Raw genomic sequence first — 18,744 nt, forward strand, 5'->3', positions numbered from 1 at the left:
AGGTGGGGGTTCTCCGGACACCAGAATACGATTCTGGAGACCTGGACACGGGTTCATCACAAGTGCAATGAGATGCACCTGTTGTCTGGGTTGCCGCCCCTAAGATCTAGCTTCGGTTTCGTGTGTGCGTGATCGGAGAACGCCGTGAGTCGGTGGCGTAGGGCATGGATAGCCGCATCAGTCGGCTTAACGGCTTCGGCCGGGCTGCTGACGATGCCCGCGGAGGCGCAGACCTTCAATCTGGTCGTCGACTACAGCTGCACCAATGGGGTCGCGGGCAGTGCTCCGGTGACGCTCAGGGCTCGTGTGCAGATCCCGACGACCATGCAGACGGGCAGCATGCTGTCGCTCGGCTGGACCGTCGAGTACACCGGCACCCGCCGGTTCATGTCGCCCGACTACTTCCCGGCCGGGGCCAAGGTCTCGCTCGTCGGCAACGTCAAGCTGGAAGGCGCCTGGAACGGCGTCCTGCAGCCGCGCGGGGTCGAGGAGCAGGGCGACCTGCAGCCCAACATGCGGCTGGAAGTGCCCGAGGGCATGTCCTCCGAGGCGCACATGACCGAGGAAGGCGTCATCCAGCTGACGCCCCAGGGGCTCACCGTGGACTTCGTCCCGCCTGAGGGCGAGGAGATCGTCAACGACGACGAGGTCAGCCGGATCACGTACAAGGGCGGCTGGTACCACCAGGGCTCCCTGCCGATGCAGTACGGCGACTACGGGCGTGACCTGCACACGACCGCGAACCGCACAGACGAGGCCGTCATCAAGTTCCACGGCACCGGGTTCGAGGTCATCGGCCGCCGGATGCCGGACGTCGGCAGGATCCGGGTGATCATCGACGACGACCAGTCGGCGATCGTGGACACCTCGAAGACCGAGAGCGGTGAGCCCACCAACGTCATCGAGGGCAACTCCACTCTGTGGCGGCGCGACGACCTCCCCTACGGGTTCCACAGGCTGGCGGTGCGGGCCCTGGACGACGGCAAGGACGTGCACCTCGACGCGTTCAAGCTGCTCACCGCGGATCTGATCAACCCGCCGACGCTGCACCGGTCGACCTGCACCATCACCAACAACCCGGGCACGGTAGAGATCAACGTCGGCGGAGCCAGCCCCGATCCGACGGACACGCATGACCCTGACCCGACGGACACGAACGACCCCGATCCCACGGACACCGGGACGCCGACCGTAACCCCCACCACGACTCCCACCACCACGCCGCCCGGTCATCACGACCTGCCGAACGACGGCGGGCGCCACGTGAGCGTGGTGGTGCCCGGAAGCACCACCACGCCGACGCCGTCCGCCAACCCCACTGTCACGAACTACAAGGCGCAGGTCGTCGCGACTCCCACCGGCGGTGTGGACACGGGTGAGGCTCCGGAACGGGAGGCCGGCTCGCACGGGCTGCTGCTGAGCGGCAGCCTGCTGTTGATGGGCAGCGTCACCGGTGGCCTGCTGATGCGGCGCCGCCGGGCCGAGCATGCCGGAGGGATGGACCGATGACCCAGCCGCAGAAGTCACCGACGAGCCGGGCGATGCCCGCGCTGCTGATCGCCGGTTCGCTCGGCGGCGTGGGCGTCATCATGGTCGGCCTGCTGTCGTTCATCCCGCCGGTGGACGACGGCTCGGGCTCGGTCCCGCTGGCGCAGGGCGAGCCCACGCCGGTGCAGTTCCAGAACGCGGGCGCCTTCCAGCTCGCGCCCACCGTCGGCCCCGGCGGCGACAACGTGCCGCTCACCCCGGCCCGCCTGGAGGCGCCGCCGCCCCTGGCCGCCGTGCCGACCGTGGCGGCGATCCCGCCGGTCAAGTCGAAGAAGGCCAAGGCCAAGACCCGGCCGACCCGGATCCGCATCCCCAAGATCAAGGTCAGCTCCAGGATCAACCCGGTCAAACTGACCAAGACCGGCGCCCTCGGCACCCCGCCGCTCAGCAAGCCCAACGTGACGGGCTGGTACAACAAGAGCCCGCTCCCGGGCGAGCTGGGGCCCTCGATCATCAACGGCCATGTCAGCACCAAGAAGGGCGCGGCCGTCTTCAAGCGTCTCAACGAGCTGGCCAAGGGCGACCACATCTACGTGTACCGCTCGGACGGCAAGGTCGCCCGCTACACCGTGAGCGGGATCGAGCAGGTCAGCAAGAAGACGTTCCCGACGAACCGGGTGTACGGCAACACCAACGACGCCCAGCTCCGGCTCATCACGTGTGGCGGAGTCTTCAACCAGAAGGCGCACAGCTACACCGACAACATCGTGGTGTACGCGACGTTGTCGAAGAAGAAGGGCTGACGGTCTGGTTTTGGTTGTTTACAGAAGCCTGACAGGATGAGTCCGTATGCTCTTCCCCAACTGTGACCGATGAGACCACGCTGTATTGGAGAAGGACAGTGCTGACGTCCCAGGCGAGGCGCCGCCTCGTCCAGAAGACCTCCTCGGCCTTAGGGCTGGTGGGCACATTCGTCCTTCTTGCCGGCTCGCTGGTCGTCAGCTCCGCCCCCGCGAGCGCGGCGGCCCTGGCGGTCGAGAAAGACATCATCTTCACCTGCACCGGCGAACGTTTCACCAACACCTCGATCACGGTCAAGTTCAGCGCTCCTGATTCGGCGCCTGCGGGCTCGCCCTTCAACCTGACTTTGGGCATCCCTGCTCTGACCCTCGGACAGGCCGTGACGACGGCGACGACCGTTTCGGTCAACGCCCAGATGACGGTGACAGGCGGCACGGTCACGTCAGGTGTGAAGACAGGGGCTCAGGTTCCCGTGAACACCACGGCGATTCCGGCAGGCAACGTGATGTACTCCGTTGCGGTGCCTGCGGGCGCGACCGGCAAGGTAACCATCAAGCCCACGACCTTGACCCTCGGTCTCACTTCGCCGGCAACGCCCGTGGAGACCTGCACTCCGTCCACCACCACCGATGTCCTGGAAGTTCCGATCGGCACGGGTGGCGGCGGCGGTAACACCGAGGAGATCGTCAGCTACACGTGCACGGCCGGTACCGAGGCACCCGCCACAGTCGACATCAAGATCACGCCGACCATGCCGACCGGTGCCAAGGCCAACCAGGACGCCTCCATCACGTGGGTCACGGCCGTCCAGACGACCGGGGACGAGTTGAAGGTGCCGACGACCGGGTTCCCGACCGGCACCAAGTACTTCGCCACGGTCAAGGCCAGCGGCGCCGGAGCGCCCGCCACGGCGACGGGCGAGGCGGCCATCACTGGGACGGCGGGGCAGAACGTGACGCTGCCCTCCGTGACCATCAAGGTGAAGCCCACGACGACAGGCACGGTCACCATCACGCCCGGTGACCTGACGATCGGCACAAGCGCCACCGCGACAACGGCGGCCATCAAGTGCACGGCCCCGGCGACCGGACTGCCCACCTTCACGTTCCAGGTGGCCGCGGGCACGCCGACCGACGATCCCACCGACGACCCGACCACGACCCCGACCGCGACCCCCACCAAGACGACCACGGTGATCGTCACCGAGACCCCCACCACGCGGACCACCAGCCCGACGGCGCGCTCGTCCAAGACGCCGAAGGACGGGGTCGCCACCGGGGCCGGTGGTGACGCCGGGCCCGACGGGCGGATGTTCGTCCTCGCCGGATCCATGCTGATCCTGGCCGCCGGGGGTGGCGGGCTGCTGATGCGCCGCCGCGCCGCCAGGGGGTGATCGGCCGTGGTCAACCAGTATCCGTACGGCTCACCCGTACCGCCGCCCCCGCAGCCGGACGACGGCGGGAAGGTGCTGCGCACGACGCTGCTGGTCGCGGCGATCGCGGGGGTGGTGACCGTGGTCGCGGGGATGCTGATCGTGCTGGGCGCGCCCGAGGAGTACGGGCTGGCGAGCGATCGTGACTCGCTGGCCCTGACCGCGCAGCCCGAGGGGAAGGCGGGGCAGCCGGAGCAGGCGATGTTCCAGGCCGCCCCGGACGTGCCGCCGCCGCTGCCGCAGATCCAGCCTGCCCCCGCGATGCTGCCGTCGAGCCCGGTGCGGCTGAAGGTCAAGCGGCTGGGCATCGACGCGCCGATCAAGTCGGTGGGCCTGGCCAAGGACGGCACGATCCAGGTGCCGCCGTCGGACAACCCCAACCTGGTCGGCTGGTACCGGAACATGTCCACCCCGGGCGAGGCCGGCCCGGCGGTGGTGCTGGGCCACAAGGACACCCGGACGCGCAGCGCCGTGTTCTCCCGCCTGCCCGAGATCCGCAACGGCGACCAGATCGAGGTCAAGCGGCAGGACGGCGTCACGGCCGTGTTCACGGTCGGCGGCGTCGAGCAGGCGGACAAGAAGACGTTCCCGACGCAGCGGGTCTACGGCCCGCAGCAGAACGCCCAGCTCCACCTGATCACCTGCGGTGGCGTCTACAACCGCAACACCGGCCACTACACCGACAACGTCATCGTGTACGCGACGATGACGAGCTCCTATCGAAGCTGATCGCGGAGGCGCGCAATGGGCTGGATGGCGAAGCGGAGACTGCGTACTGGCCCCACGGCGGCTCTGCCCGCCAGGCCGGACCGGTCGGAGCTGCTGCGGCTGGTGCGGCTGGCCGACCCGGGCGCGCGGGAGGACGGGGACGACGTCGTCGCCGTCGACGTCCGGGTGCACGCGCCGGTCGAGGCCGATCCCGGCCTGGTCGGCGGCGAGCTGGAGCAGGTGTGGGCGTGCCGGGTGACCGCGGAGGGCCCGCTGCCCGTCGACTACTTCGACCGCTTCCTGGCGGAGGGGCTGGCGTTCCGGCTGGGCGGGCTCGCGGTCTGCCGGGGCGAGGTCACCGATCCCGCCGACGAGAGCCTGCCGGGCGGGCCCGCGGTCATCCTGCCGGTCAGGCCCGCCGCCGAGGAGCTGATGGAGCTGCTGGAGGGTGAGGTCGAGCAGGAGGAGGAGTTCGTCTTCACCGCCGGCGGCGTCCGGGTCCTGGTCGTGCCGGAGAAGGGGCAGCCGCCCGCGGCCCAGGAGCTGCTGCCGTTCGCGGCCGAGCTGACCGCCCTCGAACTGCGCGGCGACGACCAGGCGAAGCTGGCCACGCTGGCGCTGTCGCTGTCGGACGCGCTGAACGGGCTGGTCGTGGACCGGTGGCGGTTCCGCGTCGACCGGGCGGAGGATCTTCTGCCGCCTTCGTCATAGGCACCCGAGCAACGTTCTGTTGTACTCTCGGGGAGAGAACCGAATATTGCTCGGTTTACAGGAGGAACAGTGGCAGAGGCGTACATCGTCGGGGCCGTCCGGACCCCGGTCGGAAAGAAGAAGGGCGGCCTGTCCACCGTCCACCCCACCGATCTTGCCGCGCACACGCTCAAGGCACTGATCGACCGCACCGGTGTAGATCCCGCGGCGGTGGAGGACGTGATCATGGGGTGCGTCATGCAGTTCGGCCCCCAGTCCCTGGACATCGCCCGTAACGCCTGGCTGTCGGCCGGCCTGCCGGAGACCACTCCCGGCGTCACCATCGACCGCCAGTGCGGCTCCTCCCAGCAGTCGATCCACTTCGCCGCGCAGGGCGTCATGTCCGGCACCCAGGACCTGGTCGTGGCGGCCGGCGTGGAGTCGATGAGCATCGTGCCGATGGGCTCGCCGGTCTCCGCCGCGCTGGAGAAGGGCATGCCGTTCCCGTTCGGCGAGACCTGGGTCGAGCGCTACGGCAAGCAGGAGATCTCCCAGTTCCGCGGCGCGGAGCTGATGTGCGAGAAGTGGGGTCTGGAGCGCGCGGAGCTGGAGCGCTTCGCCCTGGAGTCGCACCAGCGGGCGGCCAAGGCCATCGCCAACGGCTACTTCAAGGAGCAGATCGCGCCGATCAACGGCGTCGAGGACGACGAGGGCCCGCGCGCCGACACCACGCTGGAGAAGATGGGGTCGCTGAAGACCCTGAAGGAGGGCGGCCAGATCACCGCCGCCACCTCCTCGCAGATCTCCGACGGCTCCGGCGCCGTGCTGATCGCCTCCGAGCAGGCCGTCAGGGACCACAACCTGACCCCGCGCGCCCGCATCACCCAGCTCACGGTCGTGGGCGACGACCCGGTCTACATGCTGACCGCGCCGATCCCCGCCACGCAGAAGGCGCTGAGCAAGGCCGGGCTGTCGATCGACGACATCGACGTGGTGGAGATCAACGAGGCGTTCGCGCCGGTGCCGCTCGCCTGGATCAAGGAGCTCGGCGCCGACCCGGCCAAGGTCAACCCCAACGGCGGCGCCATCGCCCTGGGCCACCCGCTGGGCGCCACGGGCTCGATCCTCATGACGAAGCTGCTGAACGAGCTGGAGCGCACCGGTGGCAGGTACGGCCTGCAGACGATGTGCGAGGGCGGCGGCCAGGCCAACGTCACCATCATCGAGCGCCTCTGAGGCCCGTCGGGGCAGGGGGCGGGGACCTTGGCGGGCGACCCCGCCCCCGGCCCTGACGCGAACGGCGCCCCGCTCCCCGCGAAGGGGGCGGGGCGCCGTTCGCGTCAGGAGAGCTCGGCCCCGTCGTCGGGCAGGGGCGAGTAGTAGACGGTGACGTAGGGCCAGGGGTCGCCGTCGTCGTCGGTGTCGCTGTGCAGGATCAGGTCGCGGATCTCGATCCGGCCCATCTCCTCCAGCGTGCTGGCCAGCCGGCGCAGCAGCATGGGGACGTCGCCCTGCTCCTCGCCCCGCGGGTTGTTCAGCGAGAAGTGCTGCGACTCGAATCCGACCCGGTCTGCCATCGTTATTTCCCTCGCCCTCTCTTCTGCTTGTTCCTGTCGCCTTCGAACTTCTCGGCCTTGCGTATCTTGCCGGCGGCCCTGTTGAAGACGCTCCGGTCGTAGGGCTGACCGTTCTCCTTCGCCTCCAGGGCCTCCTGCTCCTCTTTGTTGAGGTTGGCCTGCGACTCGGGACGGCCGCGCCCGCCTCCGCGACCGCCCCTGGCCATCTGCATGGTGCCGGGCATGTCGTCCATGCGGTTGCGGAACCCGGAGACCGGGATCCGGCCGGGCCCTCCGGCGCCGGCCAGGGCGGTGCCGCCGGGACCGCCGGGACGGCGCAGGTTCTCCAGGATGCGCCGCATCGGGTCGGTGACGCGGCGCGCCATGCCGGGCGCGAGCTCCCTGGTCGCGCCCTCGAAGGCCTCGCGGTAGATCTTCGTGCCGGCCCGCCTGGTGGCGAGCAGCGTGGCGAGGGACATGACGCTGCCGTGGGGCGGGGGAGTGAGCCTGGACAGCGCCAGGCGCACGGTGGCGACGGCCGCGACCGTGCCGACCGCGACCTTGGTGGCGGTCACCACGTTCGCCATGCCGTCCAGCGCCACGGGCGCCACCCGCATCGCCGTCGCGGCCTGGGCCAGGTGGCCGGAGTCGGCGCCCGTCGCCTGCCAGAAGCCCTGTAACTGGGTGGCGCTGTCGCCCCGGTAGACGGCGGAGGAGGACAGGACGGTCGCGTCCGCTTCCGATCCGGCCGTGGCCGTCCCGCTCTCGACGGTGCGCACCGCGTCGGCGTCGCCGCGGATCAGGTCCTCGTCGACGTTGGGGAACGGGACGCCGGCCAGATCGAGGGCGAAGTGGAGCTCCGGCGGCAGGACTATGCCCATCGGTCCGGCTCCGGTGTGGTGAGCGCGGTCTCCACGGCCCCGATGTTGGCGGACGCCGCCACCATGCCGTCGCCCACGCCGTTGATCGAGCCGGACAGGCCGGGCACGGCGGTGAGTATGACCTCACGGCACTCGGTCCAGGCCAGTTGCAGGGCGGCGAAGAGCCCGTCGTCGCCCCACTGGCCGCCGCCCTCGCGGAGCCGCGCCACCGCCGCCTCGTAATCTTCCCCGTGCTGGTGCACCCGCGTCGCCTGCAGCCGCAGGGACTCGGGCGCCATCTCGAACCCCGTACTCATAGATGTGACGATAGCGAGGAAAGGTGACTTATGTGGTTGTTGTGAGTCGTTGCGGTTGTCAGCCGGGCCTGTTCAGTTGTTCGTTCAGCGCGGCGAGGTCGAGGCCGGGGACGGCCTCCTGGACGGCCGCGCTCAGGAGCGCCTCGGCCTGACGCCGGGTGTCGTCCTGCGCGCGCCGCACGGCCAGGAGGATCTCCTCGGCGAGGACGTGGCTGCCCTCGCGGGCGGCCTGGGGGCCCAGGACGACCTCCAGCACGCGCCCGTCGACCGCCGCGGACGCCTTCACCTGGACGCGGTCGCCCGTGCCGGTGCCGACGATCCCGGCCAGCCTCTCCTCCTGCTCGGCGAGCAGCGCCTCCAGGCGCCCGGCCTGCTCGGCGGCCCTGTCGACGTCCTGCTCGCGGATGTCGCCCGGGTCGAGGTCGAAACCGAACATCACAGCCCTCCCGAGTAGAGGTCGCGGGCGGCGGACTCCACCCGGTGGCGGACGAACGTCTCGTCGAGCGGCTCGGGGAGGACGCCGACGCGGGCGGTCGCCTCGGCGACGATCTCCTGGGTGCGCTCGGTGGCGGCCTCCTGCGCCTGCTGGATCGCCTTGGTGACCTCGGCGCCGAGGGTGCGCGGGTCGAGGCGGAGCGCCCGGGGGTCGATGTGCAGCCCGCGCATCGCGCCGTGCCCGCCGGCCCGGGCCCTGATCATGCCCTGCGCGGCCTCGCCGGCGCCTTCGACCTCGGCGATCAGGCGCTCGGCCCGGCGCAGGTCGCGCACCGCGGCCTGGGTCCGCTCGATGACCTGATCCAGGTAGTGGGTGTCTTCACTGGGGTCGGATGGCCAAGACATGCCGTGGATCCTAACGTCCCGGGAAAGGCGCGTGCCCCGCCCCTGTAGGGAGAGGCGGGGCACGCGTGGGTCGCGGCGACGCCGCGGACTACCACCATCCTGGTAGTGGCTTCAGCGGCCCTTGGGCGGGATGCGGCGGGGCGGCGCGATGGGGCGCTGCGGCATGCGCGGCATCTGCTTGGGGGCCGGCGGGCGCTTGCCCGACTTATCGGATTTGCTGGAAATATGGGCACGCATAAGCAGGCTCCTTTACGAAATGGCAGGGATCGGCTTCGTGGGCCGGGCCGTTCGACGGCCCCGGCGCATTACTGGTAAAGGCGCATGACTCGAAGGTAGATGTCCCGTAAGGTGCGGCACAACCGATTTATCGACGGGGGTGCCCATGGACGAGCGGCGACTCGTACGCGTCTCCAAGTACGTGGCCAAGCACCTGCGTCACCAGCCCGAGCGCATCGGCATCGCGCTCGACGAGCAGGGCTGGGTGGACGTCGAGACCTTCCTGCGGGCCGCCGCGGCGCACGGCTTCCCGATCGGCCGCGAGGAGCTGGAACGGGTGGTGCGGGACAACGACAAGCGGCGCTACGCCCTGGACGGCGACCGGATCCGCGCCAACCAGGGCCACTCCGTCACCGTCGACCTCGGCCTTCCGGTGACCGTGCCGCCCGCGTACCTCTATCACGGCACGGTGGCGCGGAACCTCGACGCGATCAGGGAGCGAGGGCTGCTGCCGATGGACCGCCACCACGTGCACCTGTCGGCCGACCGCGAGACCGCCACCCGGGTGGGCGCCCGCCGCGGCCGGCCCGTGGTGCTGCCGGTGGACGCGGGGGCGATGCACGAGGCCGGACACGAGTTCCGGGTCAGCGCCAACGGGGTGTGGCTGGCCGAGCGGGTGCCGCCGGAGTACATCGCGTGGCCGTCAGGAGCCCCCGGACGGCAATGATCCCGGGGTGGCCTGAAGGTAGGCCAGGACCGCCATGACCCGCCGGTTGTGGTCGTCGGACGGAGGCAGGCCGAGCTTGGCGAAGATGTTGTTGGTGTGCTTGCCGATCGCCTTGTCGGTCACCTGGAAGCGGGCCGCGATCGCCAGGTTGGACATGCCCTCCGCCATCAGCGCGAGCACCTCGCGCTCCCGTCGCGTCAGCGTGGCCAGCGGCTCGTCCCGGCCCCGGTGGGTCAGGAGCTGGGAGACGACCTCCGGGTCCATCGCGGTGCCGCCGCCCGCGACCTGGCGGACGGCGTCCACGAAACGGTCGACGTCGCCCACCCGGTCCTTCAACAGATAACCCACCCCGCCGGAACGGTCGGACAGCAGCTCCCTGGCGTAGAGCTGCTCGACGTACTGGGACAGGATCAGCACCGGCAGCCCCGGCACCCGGCGGCGTGCCTCAAGCGCGGTGCGCAGGCCTTCGTCGGTGAAGCCGGGCGGCAGGCGCACGTCGACCACGGCCACGTCCGGGCGGTGCCGCACCAGAGCCCGCAGCAGCATGGGAGCGTTGCCGACGGCCTCCACCACGGTGAAGCCGTGGGCCGTCAGCAGGCGGACCAGGCCATCCCTCAGCAGTGCGAGATCTTCGGCGATGACAACGCGCACGGAAGCTCCATGGTCAGTTCGGTGGGGCCGCCGGGAGGGCTGCTCACGGTGAGCGAGCCGTCGAAGGCGGACAGGCGGTTCTCGATGCCGCGCAGGCCGGTGCCCCGGTCCAGGCGGGCTCCGCCGTGACCGTCGTCGCCCACGCTCACGCGCAGCACGCCGGCCACGTGGCGGAGCCGTACCCAGGCGTGGGAGGCGCCGCTGTGCTTGGTCGCGTTGGTCAGGGCTTCGGCGGCGGCGAAGTACACGGCGGACTCGACGGGCGGCGGCAGCCGGCCGGGCAGGTCCAGGTGGAGTTCGACCGGCATGGGGCAGAGCAGCGCGGACGCCTCGATGGCCCCGGCCAGGCCGCGGTCGGCCAGCACCGGGGGATGGATGCCGCGCACCAGGTCGCGCAGGTCCGTCAGGGCCTCCCCGGCGGCCTCCCGCGCCTCGTCGATCGCCCGGTGCAGCTCGTCGGGGTCGCGGCAGCCGCGGGCCAGCGCCAGGTGCATGCGGATGGCGATCAGCTTGGCCTGGGCGCCGTCGTGCAGATCGCGCTCGATGCGGCGCACCTCGGCCTCACGCGCGTCCAGCACCGCGGCGCGGGACGCGGCCAGCTCCCGGATCCTGGCGTCCGGTGCCGGGCGGGTGTCCAGGAGCAGCCGTGCCAGCCGTGCCTGACCGGTGCGGAACAGGGGGACGGAGACGAGGATGATCACCGCGATGGACGCGACCGACATCGACAGGGCGAACGTGCTCAGGCTGCTGTTCTCCATCGGGCGCAGCCTGAAGAAGACGTGGTCCAGAGCGGCCAGCATCGCCCACATCACCGCAAGGGGTGCCGGGCCCGTGACGCTGTGCACGGCCAGCCACAGCATCGTCCGCCGTGTGCCGTGCGGGGCCTGAAGCGAGGCCCCGGCACCGCGGTGACGCCCGACACCGCCCCTGGCGTTCGTGTCGCGGTTCCTGCCGTGTGTGTCGCGGTTGCTGCTGTCTGTGTCGCGGTCCCTGGCGTTCGCGTCGCGGTTCCTGGCGTTTGCGTCGCGGTCCCTGATGTCCGTGTCGTGGTCTCTGCGGTTCGCGTCGCGGTTCCTGCTTTCCGTGTCCCCGTCCCGGGGTAGGACCCGGCCCGCCCAGCGGCGCTGGAAAGCGGCCAGACGGTGGGCGAGCCCGAGCGAGCGGGCCAGCGGCGCGGCCAGGGGGCCGGCCACCGGCTCCAGCGCGGCGCTCACCGTGACCAGCGCGAGCAGCGCGAGCGCGGCCAGCCCGGTGACGGCGTTGAGCGCGAGGTCCACCAGCCCGGCCGCCGTCCTCAGAGCCTTGGCCGCCAGGCCGGCCGCCGTCTTCAGGGCGCGGGCCGCCGGTCCGGCCGTCTTCAGGGCTTGAGCCGCTAGTCCGGCCGCCGTCAGGGCCTGGGCAGCGGGCCCGGCCGCCGTGTTCCGGGCCTGGGCCGACGGCCTGTCGGCGGGCTTGCGCAGGGCGTCGCCGGGTGCGGGTCGTGTCCGGGTCACGGTTGCAGTCTGCCCTGTGCGTGGGTCTGTGACGGTAGGGCCGGCCCCACCGGCGAAGGTGGGGATTCTCCACCCGCCCTGGTGGGCGGGCGCCCATGGAGGACGGGCTTTCCGGCCACCAGGCTCGATCACGTCTGATTCCACGTACGAGGGAGCGATGTGATCGAAGTGAGGGGCCTGACCATCCGGTACGGCAGAACGCGAGCTGTCGACGACCTGACCTTCACGGTGAGACCCGGCCTGGTGACCGGCTTCCTGGGCCCGAACGGGGCGGGCAAGTCCACGACCATGCGGGCCGTGCTGGGGCTGGAGTCGCCCGACGCGGGCGAGGCGCTGGTGGACGGGCGCGCGTACGTGTCGCTGCGCCGGCCTCTGCGCACCATGGGGGCGCTGCTCGACGCCGGGGCGGTGCACGGCGGCCGGACCGCCCGCGCCCATCTCGGCTGTCTGGCGCGCAGCAACGGCATCGGCGCCGGCCGGGTGACCGGGGTGCTGGAGCAGGCCGGTCTGGCCGGGGTCGCGGACCGGCGGATCAGCGGGTTCTCCCTCGGCATGAAGCAGCGGCTGGGGATCGCGGCGGCGCTGCTCGGCGATCCGCCGGTGCTGATGTTCGACGAGCCGCTGAACGGGCTGGACCCGGAAGGCATTCGCTGGCTGCGCGACCTGCTGCGGTCGCTGGCGGGCGAGGGCCGTACCGTGCTGCTGTCCAGCCATCTGATGAACGAGATGGCGCTCACCGCCGACCACGTCGTCGTCATCGGGCGGGGCCGGCTGATCGCGGACACCGCCATGAACACCCTGGCCGGGCTCTTCCGTGGCGACGTGCTGGTCCGCACGTCCGACCCGGAGCGTCTCACCGCCGTCATGCGCGCGCGGGGGGCGGAAGTGGTGACCGAGGACGACGGCGCTCTGTCCGTCCACGACCTGGACGCGGCCGAGATCGGCGTGCTGGCGCTGGCCGAGGGGATCCCGCTGGCGGAGCTGTCTCCGCGCGGCGCGTCCCTGGAGGAGGCGTTCATGCGGCTCACCGAGGACAGCACCGAGTACCACTCCGGAGGACGCTGACCGATGATCGACGTGATCGCTTCCGAGTGGATGAAGCTCCGCTCGCTCCGCTCGAACCTCTACTTGCTGGCCTGTTCGGTGGCGGCCGTCCTGGCCTGCGCCGGGATCGCGTTCATGATCGGCCGCGGGTTCGACAACCAGACGATGGAAGAGAGGATGGCCTTCCCCGGCAACGGGGACGGCGTCGGCAACGGGATCGCGGTCGCCTACTTCGTGTTCGGCGTGCTCGGCGCCCTGGCGATCACCTCCGAGTACCGCACCGGGATGATCCGGACGAGCTTGGCAGCCGTGCCGCGCCGCTCGATGTTCCTGCTGGCCAAGGCGCCCGGCCTGGCCGCGGTCGCCCTGGTGGCGGGTCAGGTCCTGGCGTTCGCCATGCACGCGGCCGCCATGGCGGTGCTCGGCGACCGGGCCGGGCAGGTGCTCCGTGACGGGGTGACGCTGGGCACGCCGCTGTCGGAGCCGGGCGTGCTCGCCTCGGTGATCGTCGCCGGACTGTCGATGGCCGCCGTCGCGCTGATCGGGCTCGGCGTGGGGGCCGCCGTCCGCTCCACCCCGGGCGCGCTGGTCGTCATGACCGTGATCATCGTGGTGCTGCCGACGGCGGCCAGGACGCTGCCCATGCCGCTGCGCGCGCAGGCCGGCTCGTTCATGATCGAGAGCCTGCCGCTCCAGATCGCGGGGGTCGGCGGCGGGGTCCTGCCGCCCGCCGTCGCGGCGGGGCTGCTGGTCGCGTACGTGGTCGCCGCGCTGACAGCGGGGGCCATGGTGATCTCGCCAGGACGGGGCCGGGTCAGAGCGCTGGCGATCGGCGCGGCCATGACCGTCCTGGTCTCGGCGGCACCCGCCGCCGTGGCCGCTTCGCCGGGCGCCGGCCCGTCGGCGGTGGCCTGGGCGGACTGCGCGGACGAGAACCTCGTCAAGGAGATGCGCTGCACCTCGATCAAGGTGCCGGTGGACTGGGCGGAGCCCGCCGGGCGGCAGATCGAGCTGACCGTCGGCATGCTGCCGGCGACCGGGGCCCAGCGCCGGACGGGCACGGTGTTCGCGATCCCCGGCGGGCCTGGCGGCTCGGGCGTGGCGGACCTGAGCAGGAGCGCGGGCAGCTTCGCCGAGCTGCGCGACCGTTTCGACGTGGTCAGCGTCGAGCCCCGCAACACCGTCGACAAGGGCGTGCTGCCGTACGACTGCCTCATCACCGGCCCCTGGATCACCCGGCCGGACACCCGCGGGGAGTACGCCGAGCTGGGCAGGCGCAACCGGGCGGCGGTGGAGCGATGCCGCGCCGCCGACCCCGAGTTCTTCGACCACCTGGACTCGGCCTCCGTGGCGCGGGACATGGAGGCGATCCGCGTCGCGCTGGGCGAGGAGAAGCTGAGCTTCATCGCCACCTCCTACGGCGGCGTACCGGGGATCGCCTACTCCCGGCTGTTCCCCGGCCGGGTGCGCGCGATGGTCTTCGACGGCTCGGTCAGCCCGTACCTGGACCGCGTGCGCGGCAGGCTCCCGCATGAGGAGTCCTTCACCCGCTTCGTCGCCTGGTGCGCGGCGAGCACCACGTGCGCGCTGCACGGCCAGGACGTCGGCGAGGTGTGGCGGGCGCTGGTGGCCCGGGCCGACCGCGTCCCTGTGCCGGTCAAGGGTGAGCCGCCGCGGGCCGCCTACAGCGGGTTCGACCTCCAGGTGGCCGCCGCCCCCAGCATCGTCTCACCGGGTCCGGATCCCGAGTTCCCCCGATGGGTGGAGCTCGCCGACGCGATCAAGCGGGCCGCCGGCGGTGACGCCTCGGGCTTCGCCGACTACGTCCGGCGGAGCACGAAAAGCCCGAAGGTCCCCGCGTTCACCGGGATGAACATGACCCACTGCCTCGACGGCCTCGGCTTCCGCGACTACGAGGAGTATCAGGAGACGCGTCGCGAGGGCGAGCGCCTGCTGCCGAACCTCGCGGGGAACGAACTCTGGCACCCGCTCGCCTGTGTCGGCTGGCCGGCCCCGGCGACCAACCGGGCCGCGCCGCTGCCGGCCGGGGAACTGCCGCCCTACCTGGGCGTCGGCTCCTTGACGGACTTCGACGGGTCGGCGGACATCGTACGGCGGGTGCCCGGCTCGGCCGCGGTTCAGCGTCAGGGGTACGGTCACGGCCTCTACAAGAGCGGCGACTCCTGCGTCATCGCCCACGTGAACCGCTACCTGATCAGCCTGCGCCTCCCCGCGCCGGGCACCGTGTGCGGCTAGGCCGGGTCGGGCAGCCGGGCGGGGGCCGGGTCGCGCACCTGCTGAAAGATCACCGAGGTGCGGAAGCCGGAGATCTCGCGCCGCTTGCTCAGCCGGTCGAGCAGGAAGTTGTGCAGGTGGTCGAGGTCCTGGACGGCCACGTGCAGCAGGAAGTCGTCGCCGCCGGCCAGCACGAACACGCTCAGCACCTCCGGCAGCGCGGCCGTCGACTGCTTGAAGGTGTCGATCACCTCCCGGCTCAGCGGGCGAACCTGCACCATGACCATGGCCTGCACGCTCCGGTTGAGCGCCGCGGGGTCGATGTCGGCGTGGTAGCCGCGGATCACACCGCGGCGGGTGAGCGCGCGTACCCGCTCCAGGCACGTGGAGGGGGCGACGCCGAGGCGGCGGGCGAGTTCACGGTTGGACAGCCGCGCATCCGTTTGAAGGAGTCCTACGATCGCCGTATCAAGTTCGTCCATGACGGGATTCTGGCAGCGGAATCGAACGTCCGGTCGGTGGAACGCCGAGACTGCCGATCGGATGCGTAGCGTCTGTCGGCATGAATGGGCGAATGGGTGCCGGACAGGGCACCGCGATGCTCCTCGGCGGCGTGCTGGGACCGGGCATGCTCGTGCTGCCCCAGCTCGCCGCCGCCGCGGCCGGGCCGGCGTCGGTGCTGGCCTGGGCGGGTCTGCTGGCGCTGAGCGTGCCGGTCGCGCTGACCTTCGCCGCGCTCGGCGCGCGCCACCCCGACGGCGGCGGCGTGGCCGCGTTCGCGGCGCGCACGTTCGGCCCGAGATGGGCGGCGATGACCGGATGGTGGTTCTACGGTGCGGTCCCGCTGGGCACCGTGGCCGCGGCGCTGGTCGGCGGGGGGTACGTGGCCGACGCCTTCGGAGTCGACCGGATGGCCGCCGCCGCCGCGCTGCTGGCCGCCGCGTTCCTGGCCAACGCGGCCGGGCTGCGCACCTCGGGGCGGCTGCAGCTCGCCCTGCTCGGCGGGCTGGTCGCGCTGCTCGCCGCCGCCGTCGTCACCGCCGCGCCGCACGCGGAGGCGACCTCCTTCACCCCGTTCGCCCCGTACGGGGCCGCGGGCGTGGCGAGCGCGGCCGGGGTGTTGCTGTTCGCCTTCGTCGGCTGGGAGGCGGCCAGCCACCTGTCAGCCGAGTTCGCCGACCGGCGCGGCCTGGTGCGGGCCACGGCCGTGGCGCTGGTAGTGATCATCGTGCTCTATCTGGGCGTCTGCCTGACCACGATCGGCGTGCTCGGCGACCGGGCCGGCACCACGGCGGTGCCGCTCGCCGCGCTCCTGGAGATCGGCTTCGGCCCGGGGGCCCGGCCGGTGACCGGCGCCGTCGCGGTGCTGCTCACCTTCGGCGCCATCAACACCTACATCGCCGGCGCCTCCCGGCTCGGCGCCGCCATGGCGAGGACCGGCGCGCTGCCCGGCTGGTTCGCCAGCGGAGGTGAGCCCGGCCGGACGCCGCTGCGCAGCCTGGCGCTGCTGGCCGCGCTGAGCGTGCCGGTGCTGTTCCTCGCGGGCGACCTGGACGTGCTCATGCGGGCCACCGCCGCCTGCCTCGCCGCGGTCACCACCGTCGGGGTGGCCGCCGCCGTACGGCTGCTGCCCGCCGGAAGGCAGCGCGCCACCGCGGTCGCGGCCACCGCCCTGTCGGCTGTGTCGCTCGCCTGTTGCGGCTTCTACCTGCTGGTGCCCGCGACGCTGGGCCTGCTCGCGACCGTCCTGGTCGTCGAGCTGCCGCGCCGGCTGCTTTCTCGCTGAGTCGATTCGGCGTACTGTCGGCGGGAGGATGCCATGAGCGAGTACGCCAAGGCAAGGGAGCTCGGCGAGCAGGCCCGCGAGCAAGAGTGGACCCGCCCGAGCTTCGCCAAGCAACTGTTCCTCGGAGATCTCCGGCTGGATCTGGTGCATCCGGTGCCGTCCGTGCCCGACGAGGCGGCCAAGCGCGGCGAGGAGTTCGTCCGGGCCGTCCGCCGATATCTCGACGCGCACGTCGATCCCGCCCGGATCGAGCGGGACGGGGTCATCCCGGACGAGGTCGTCAAGGGCCTGGCCGGGCTGGGAGCCTTCGGGATCACGATCGGTGAGGAGTACGGCGGGCTCGGCCTGCCGTACCTGTACTACTGCCGCGCGCTCATGCTGGTCGGCTCGTACTGCCCGGCGCTGGCCACGCTGCTGTCGGCGCACCAGTCGATCGGGGTGCCGCAGCCGCTGAAGCTGTTCGGCAGCGAGGAGCAGAAGCGCGAGTTCCTGCCCCGGTGCGCGCGGGGCGAGATCTCCGCGTTCCTGCTCACCGAGCCCGACGTGGGCTCCGACCCGGCCCGGCTGTCGACCACCGCGGTGCGCGACGGCGACGCGTACGTGCTCGACGGGGTCAAGCTGTGGACCACGAACGGCGTGGTCGCCGACCTGCTCGTGGTGATGGCCCGTACGGGGAAGAAGATCAGCGCCTTCGTGGTCGAGGGCGACTCGCCGGGCATCACGGTCAGGCGGCGCAACGCGTTCATGGGGTTGCGCGGCATCGAGAACGGGGTCACGGAGTTCTCGCAGGTCAGGGTCCCGGCGAAGAACCTGATCGGGCGGGAGGGCGAAGGGCTGAAGATCGCCCTGACCACGCTCAACACCGGCCGGCTGTCGCTGCCCGCCAGCTGCGCCGGGCACGCCAAGTGGGCCGTGAAGATCGCCCGCGAGTGGGCGAACGCCCGCGTCCAGTGGGGCCGCAAGGTCGGCGAGCACGAGGCCGTCGCCACGAAGATCGCCTTCATCGCCGCGACCGCGTACGCCCTGGAGGCCGTCTCCGACCTGACCGCCAGGCTGGCCGACGGCGAGGGCAGCGACATCCGCATCGAGGCGGCGCTGGCCAAGCTGTACGCGACCGAGATGTCCTACCAGGCGCTCGACGAACTGGTCCAGATCAGGGGCGGGCGCGGCTACGAGACCGCCGAGTCGCTCGCGGCGCGCGGCGAGCGCGGCGTCCCGGCCGAGCAGATGCTGCGCGACACCCGGATCAACCGCATCTTCGAGGGCTCGTCCGAGATCATGCGGCTGCTCATCACCCGGGAGGCGGTCGACGCCCACCTGACCGCCGCCGGCGAGCTGATCAACCCGGACTCCTCACGGCAGGAGCGCGCCCAGGCGCTCAAGCGGGCCGGCCGCTTCTACGCCCGCTGGCTGCCGTCCCTGGTCACCGGGGCGGGGCGCCTGCCGACCGCCTTCTCGGAGTTCGGGCCGCTGGCCACGCACCTGCGGTTCGTGGAGCGGACCAGCCGCAAGCTGGCCAGGTCCACCTTCTACGGCATGTCCCGCTGGCAGGGGAGACTGGAGCACAAGCAGGCGTTCCTCGGCCGGATCGTCGACATCGGCGCCGAGCTGTTCGCCATGACCGCGGCCTGCGTCAAGGCCGCCGAGGACGAGGGCGACCTCGGACGCCGGCCGCTGGAACTGGCCGACACGTTCTGCCGGCAGGCCAGGCGGCGGGTGGACACGCTGTTCGACAGGCTCTGGGACAACAGTGACGACCACGACGTGCGGCTGGCGCGATACGTGCTCGACGGCCGTTACTCCTTCCTGGAGGAGGGCATCCTCGACCCGTCCATCGAAGGACCGTGGATCGGCCGGCCGGAGGGCGGCGAGAACGTCCGCAGGAAGATTCGCTGACAAG

General features: G+C 71.6%; 20 protein-coding genes. 11 read left to right on the forward strand and 9 right to left on the reverse strand.

Going from position 1 to position 18,744, the window contains the following annotated elements; all coding sequences use genetic code 11:
• Positions 1-213: 213 nt before the first annotated feature.
• The 6 genes from ABD999_RS35300 to ABD999_RS35325 all read left to right on the forward strand — a co-directional run bounded on the left by ABD999_RS35300 (position 214) and on the right by ABD999_RS35325 (position 6,355).
• A complete protein-coding gene (locus ABD999_RS35300) occupies positions 214-1,509 on the forward strand; it encodes a hypothetical protein (protein ID WP_271278935.1) in 1,296 nt (431 codons plus the stop codon).
• Entirely contained in the window at positions 1,506-2,291 is a 786-nt protein-coding gene (locus ABD999_RS35305) for a class F sortase (protein WP_148036738.1), read from the forward strand. Before ABD999_RS35300 ends, ABD999_RS35305 begins: the two co-directional genes overlap by 4 nt.
• Before the next feature lie 98 nt (positions 2,292-2,389).
• Positions 2,390-3,682, forward strand: coding sequence for a hypothetical protein (locus ABD999_RS35310; protein ID WP_271278934.1), 1,293 nt, complete (start codon positions 2,390-2,392; stop codon positions 3,680-3,682).
• A gap of 6 nt (positions 3,683-3,688) precedes the next feature.
• Positions 3,689-4,450, forward strand: coding sequence for a class F sortase (locus tag ABD999_RS35315; RefSeq protein WP_271278933.1), 762 nt, complete (start codon positions 3,689-3,691; stop codon positions 4,448-4,450).
• Between the two features lie 24 nt (positions 4,451-4,474).
• Entirely contained in the window at positions 4,475-5,140 is a 666-nt protein-coding gene (locus ABD999_RS35320) for a hypothetical protein (protein WP_148036741.1), read from the forward strand.
• 69 nt (positions 5,141-5,209) lie between these two features.
• Positions 5,210-6,355 carry an acetyl-CoA C-acetyltransferase gene (locus ABD999_RS35325; RefSeq protein ID WP_148036742.1) on the forward strand — a complete coding sequence of 382 codons (1,146 nt, stop codon included), beginning with the start codon at positions 5,210-5,212 and terminating at the stop codon, positions 6,353-6,355.
• A 104-nt stretch (positions 6,356-6,459) separates the two neighbouring features.
• Here the strand turns inward: ABD999_RS35325 and ABD999_RS35330 are convergent, their stop codons facing one another.
• The 6 genes from ABD999_RS35330 to ABD999_RS35355 form a co-directional block, all read right to left on the reverse strand.
• Positions 6,460-6,696, reverse strand: coding sequence for a hypothetical protein (locus ABD999_RS35330; protein WP_345483097.1), 237 nt, complete (start codon positions 6,694-6,696; stop codon positions 6,460-6,462).
• Between the two features lie 2 nt (positions 6,697-6,698).
• The gene (locus tag ABD999_RS35335) at positions 6,699-7,556 is read right to left on the reverse strand and encodes a hypothetical protein (protein ID WP_271279652.1); all 858 of its coding nucleotides are present in this window, start codon (positions 7,554-7,556) and stop codon (positions 6,699-6,701) included.
• Positions 7,547-7,852: a hypothetical protein gene (locus ABD999_RS35340; protein WP_271279653.1), complete on the reverse strand. Its 306-nt coding sequence runs from the start codon at positions 7,850-7,852 to the stop codon at positions 7,547-7,549. The genes ABD999_RS35335 and ABD999_RS35340 overlap by 10 nt, the downstream gene beginning before the upstream one ends.
• A gap of 58 nt (positions 7,853-7,910) precedes the next feature.
• Complete coding sequence (locus ABD999_RS35345) at positions 7,911-8,288, reverse strand: YbaB/EbfC family nucleoid-associated protein (protein WP_219552272.1); 378 nt, start codon at positions 8,286-8,288, stop codon at positions 7,911-7,913.
• A complete protein-coding gene (locus tag ABD999_RS35350) occupies positions 8,288-8,692 on the reverse strand; it encodes a YbaB/EbfC family nucleoid-associated protein (protein ID WP_271279654.1) in 405 nt (134 codons plus the stop codon). The genes ABD999_RS35345 and ABD999_RS35350 overlap by 1 nt, the downstream gene beginning before the upstream one ends.
• Before the next feature lie 111 nt (positions 8,693-8,803).
• A complete protein-coding gene (locus ABD999_RS35355; RefSeq protein ID WP_271279655.1) occupies positions 8,804-8,929 on the reverse strand; it encodes a hypothetical protein in 126 nt (41 codons plus the stop codon).
• A 145-nt stretch (positions 8,930-9,074) separates the two neighbouring features.
• On the opposite strand from ABD999_RS35355, the gene ABD999_RS35360 reads away from it, so the two are divergent.
• Positions 9,075-9,635 (forward strand): RNA 2'-phosphotransferase, encoded by a 561-nt coding sequence (locus tag ABD999_RS35360; RefSeq protein ID WP_148036748.1) that lies wholly within the window; start codon positions 9,075-9,077, stop codon positions 9,633-9,635.
• Here ABD999_RS35360 and ABD999_RS35365 read toward each other — a convergent pair.
• A complete protein-coding gene (locus tag ABD999_RS35365) occupies positions 9,612-10,286 on the reverse strand; it encodes a response regulator transcription factor (RefSeq protein WP_271279656.1) in 675 nt (224 codons plus the stop codon). The two genes, ABD999_RS35360 and ABD999_RS35365, sit on opposite strands and share 24 nt — an antisense overlap.
• A complete protein-coding gene (locus tag ABD999_RS35370; RefSeq protein WP_271279657.1) occupies positions 10,250-11,779 on the reverse strand; it encodes a histidine kinase in 1,530 nt (509 codons plus the stop codon). The genes ABD999_RS35365 and ABD999_RS35370 overlap by 37 nt, the downstream gene beginning before the upstream one ends.
• 159 nt (positions 11,780-11,938) lie before the next feature.
• Between ABD999_RS35370 and ABD999_RS35375 the strand changes: the two genes are divergently transcribed.
• Positions 11,939-12,844: an ATP-binding cassette domain-containing protein gene (locus ABD999_RS35375; protein ID WP_271279658.1), complete on the forward strand. Its 906-nt coding sequence runs from the start codon at positions 11,939-11,941 to the stop codon at positions 12,842-12,844.
• A gap of 3 nt (positions 12,845-12,847) precedes the next feature.
• Entirely contained in the window at positions 12,848-15,079 is a 2,232-nt protein-coding gene (locus ABD999_RS35380) for an alpha/beta fold hydrolase (protein ID WP_271279659.1), read from the forward strand.
• Here the strand turns inward: ABD999_RS35380 and ABD999_RS35385 are convergent.
• Positions 15,076-15,540 (reverse strand): Lrp/AsnC family transcriptional regulator, encoded by a 465-nt coding sequence (locus ABD999_RS35385; protein ID WP_271279660.1) that lies wholly within the window; start codon positions 15,538-15,540, stop codon positions 15,076-15,078. The genes ABD999_RS35380 and ABD999_RS35385 overlap by 4 nt on opposite strands.
• Positions 15,541-15,632: 92 nt before the next feature.
• Here ABD999_RS35385 and ABD999_RS35390 point away from each other — a divergent pair, with 92 nt between their 5' ends.
• Together ABD999_RS35390 and ABD999_RS35395 are read left to right on the forward strand one after the other, a co-directional pair.
• A complete protein-coding gene (locus ABD999_RS35390) occupies positions 15,633-16,844 on the forward strand; it encodes an APC family permease (RefSeq protein ID WP_271279661.1) in 1,212 nt (403 codons plus the stop codon).
• 33 nt (positions 16,845-16,877) lie between these two features.
• The gene (locus ABD999_RS35395) at positions 16,878-18,740 is read left to right on the forward strand and encodes an acyl-CoA dehydrogenase family protein (protein WP_271279662.1); all 1,863 of its coding nucleotides are present in this window, start codon (positions 16,878-16,880) and stop codon (positions 18,738-18,740) included.
• Positions 18,741-18,744: the final 4 nt, after the last annotated feature.

Source organism: Nonomuraea ferruginea, assembly GCF_039540635.1.
GTDB classification, from domain to species: Bacteria; Actinomycetota; Actinomycetes; order Streptosporangiales; family Streptosporangiaceae; genus Nonomuraea; species Nonomuraea ferruginea.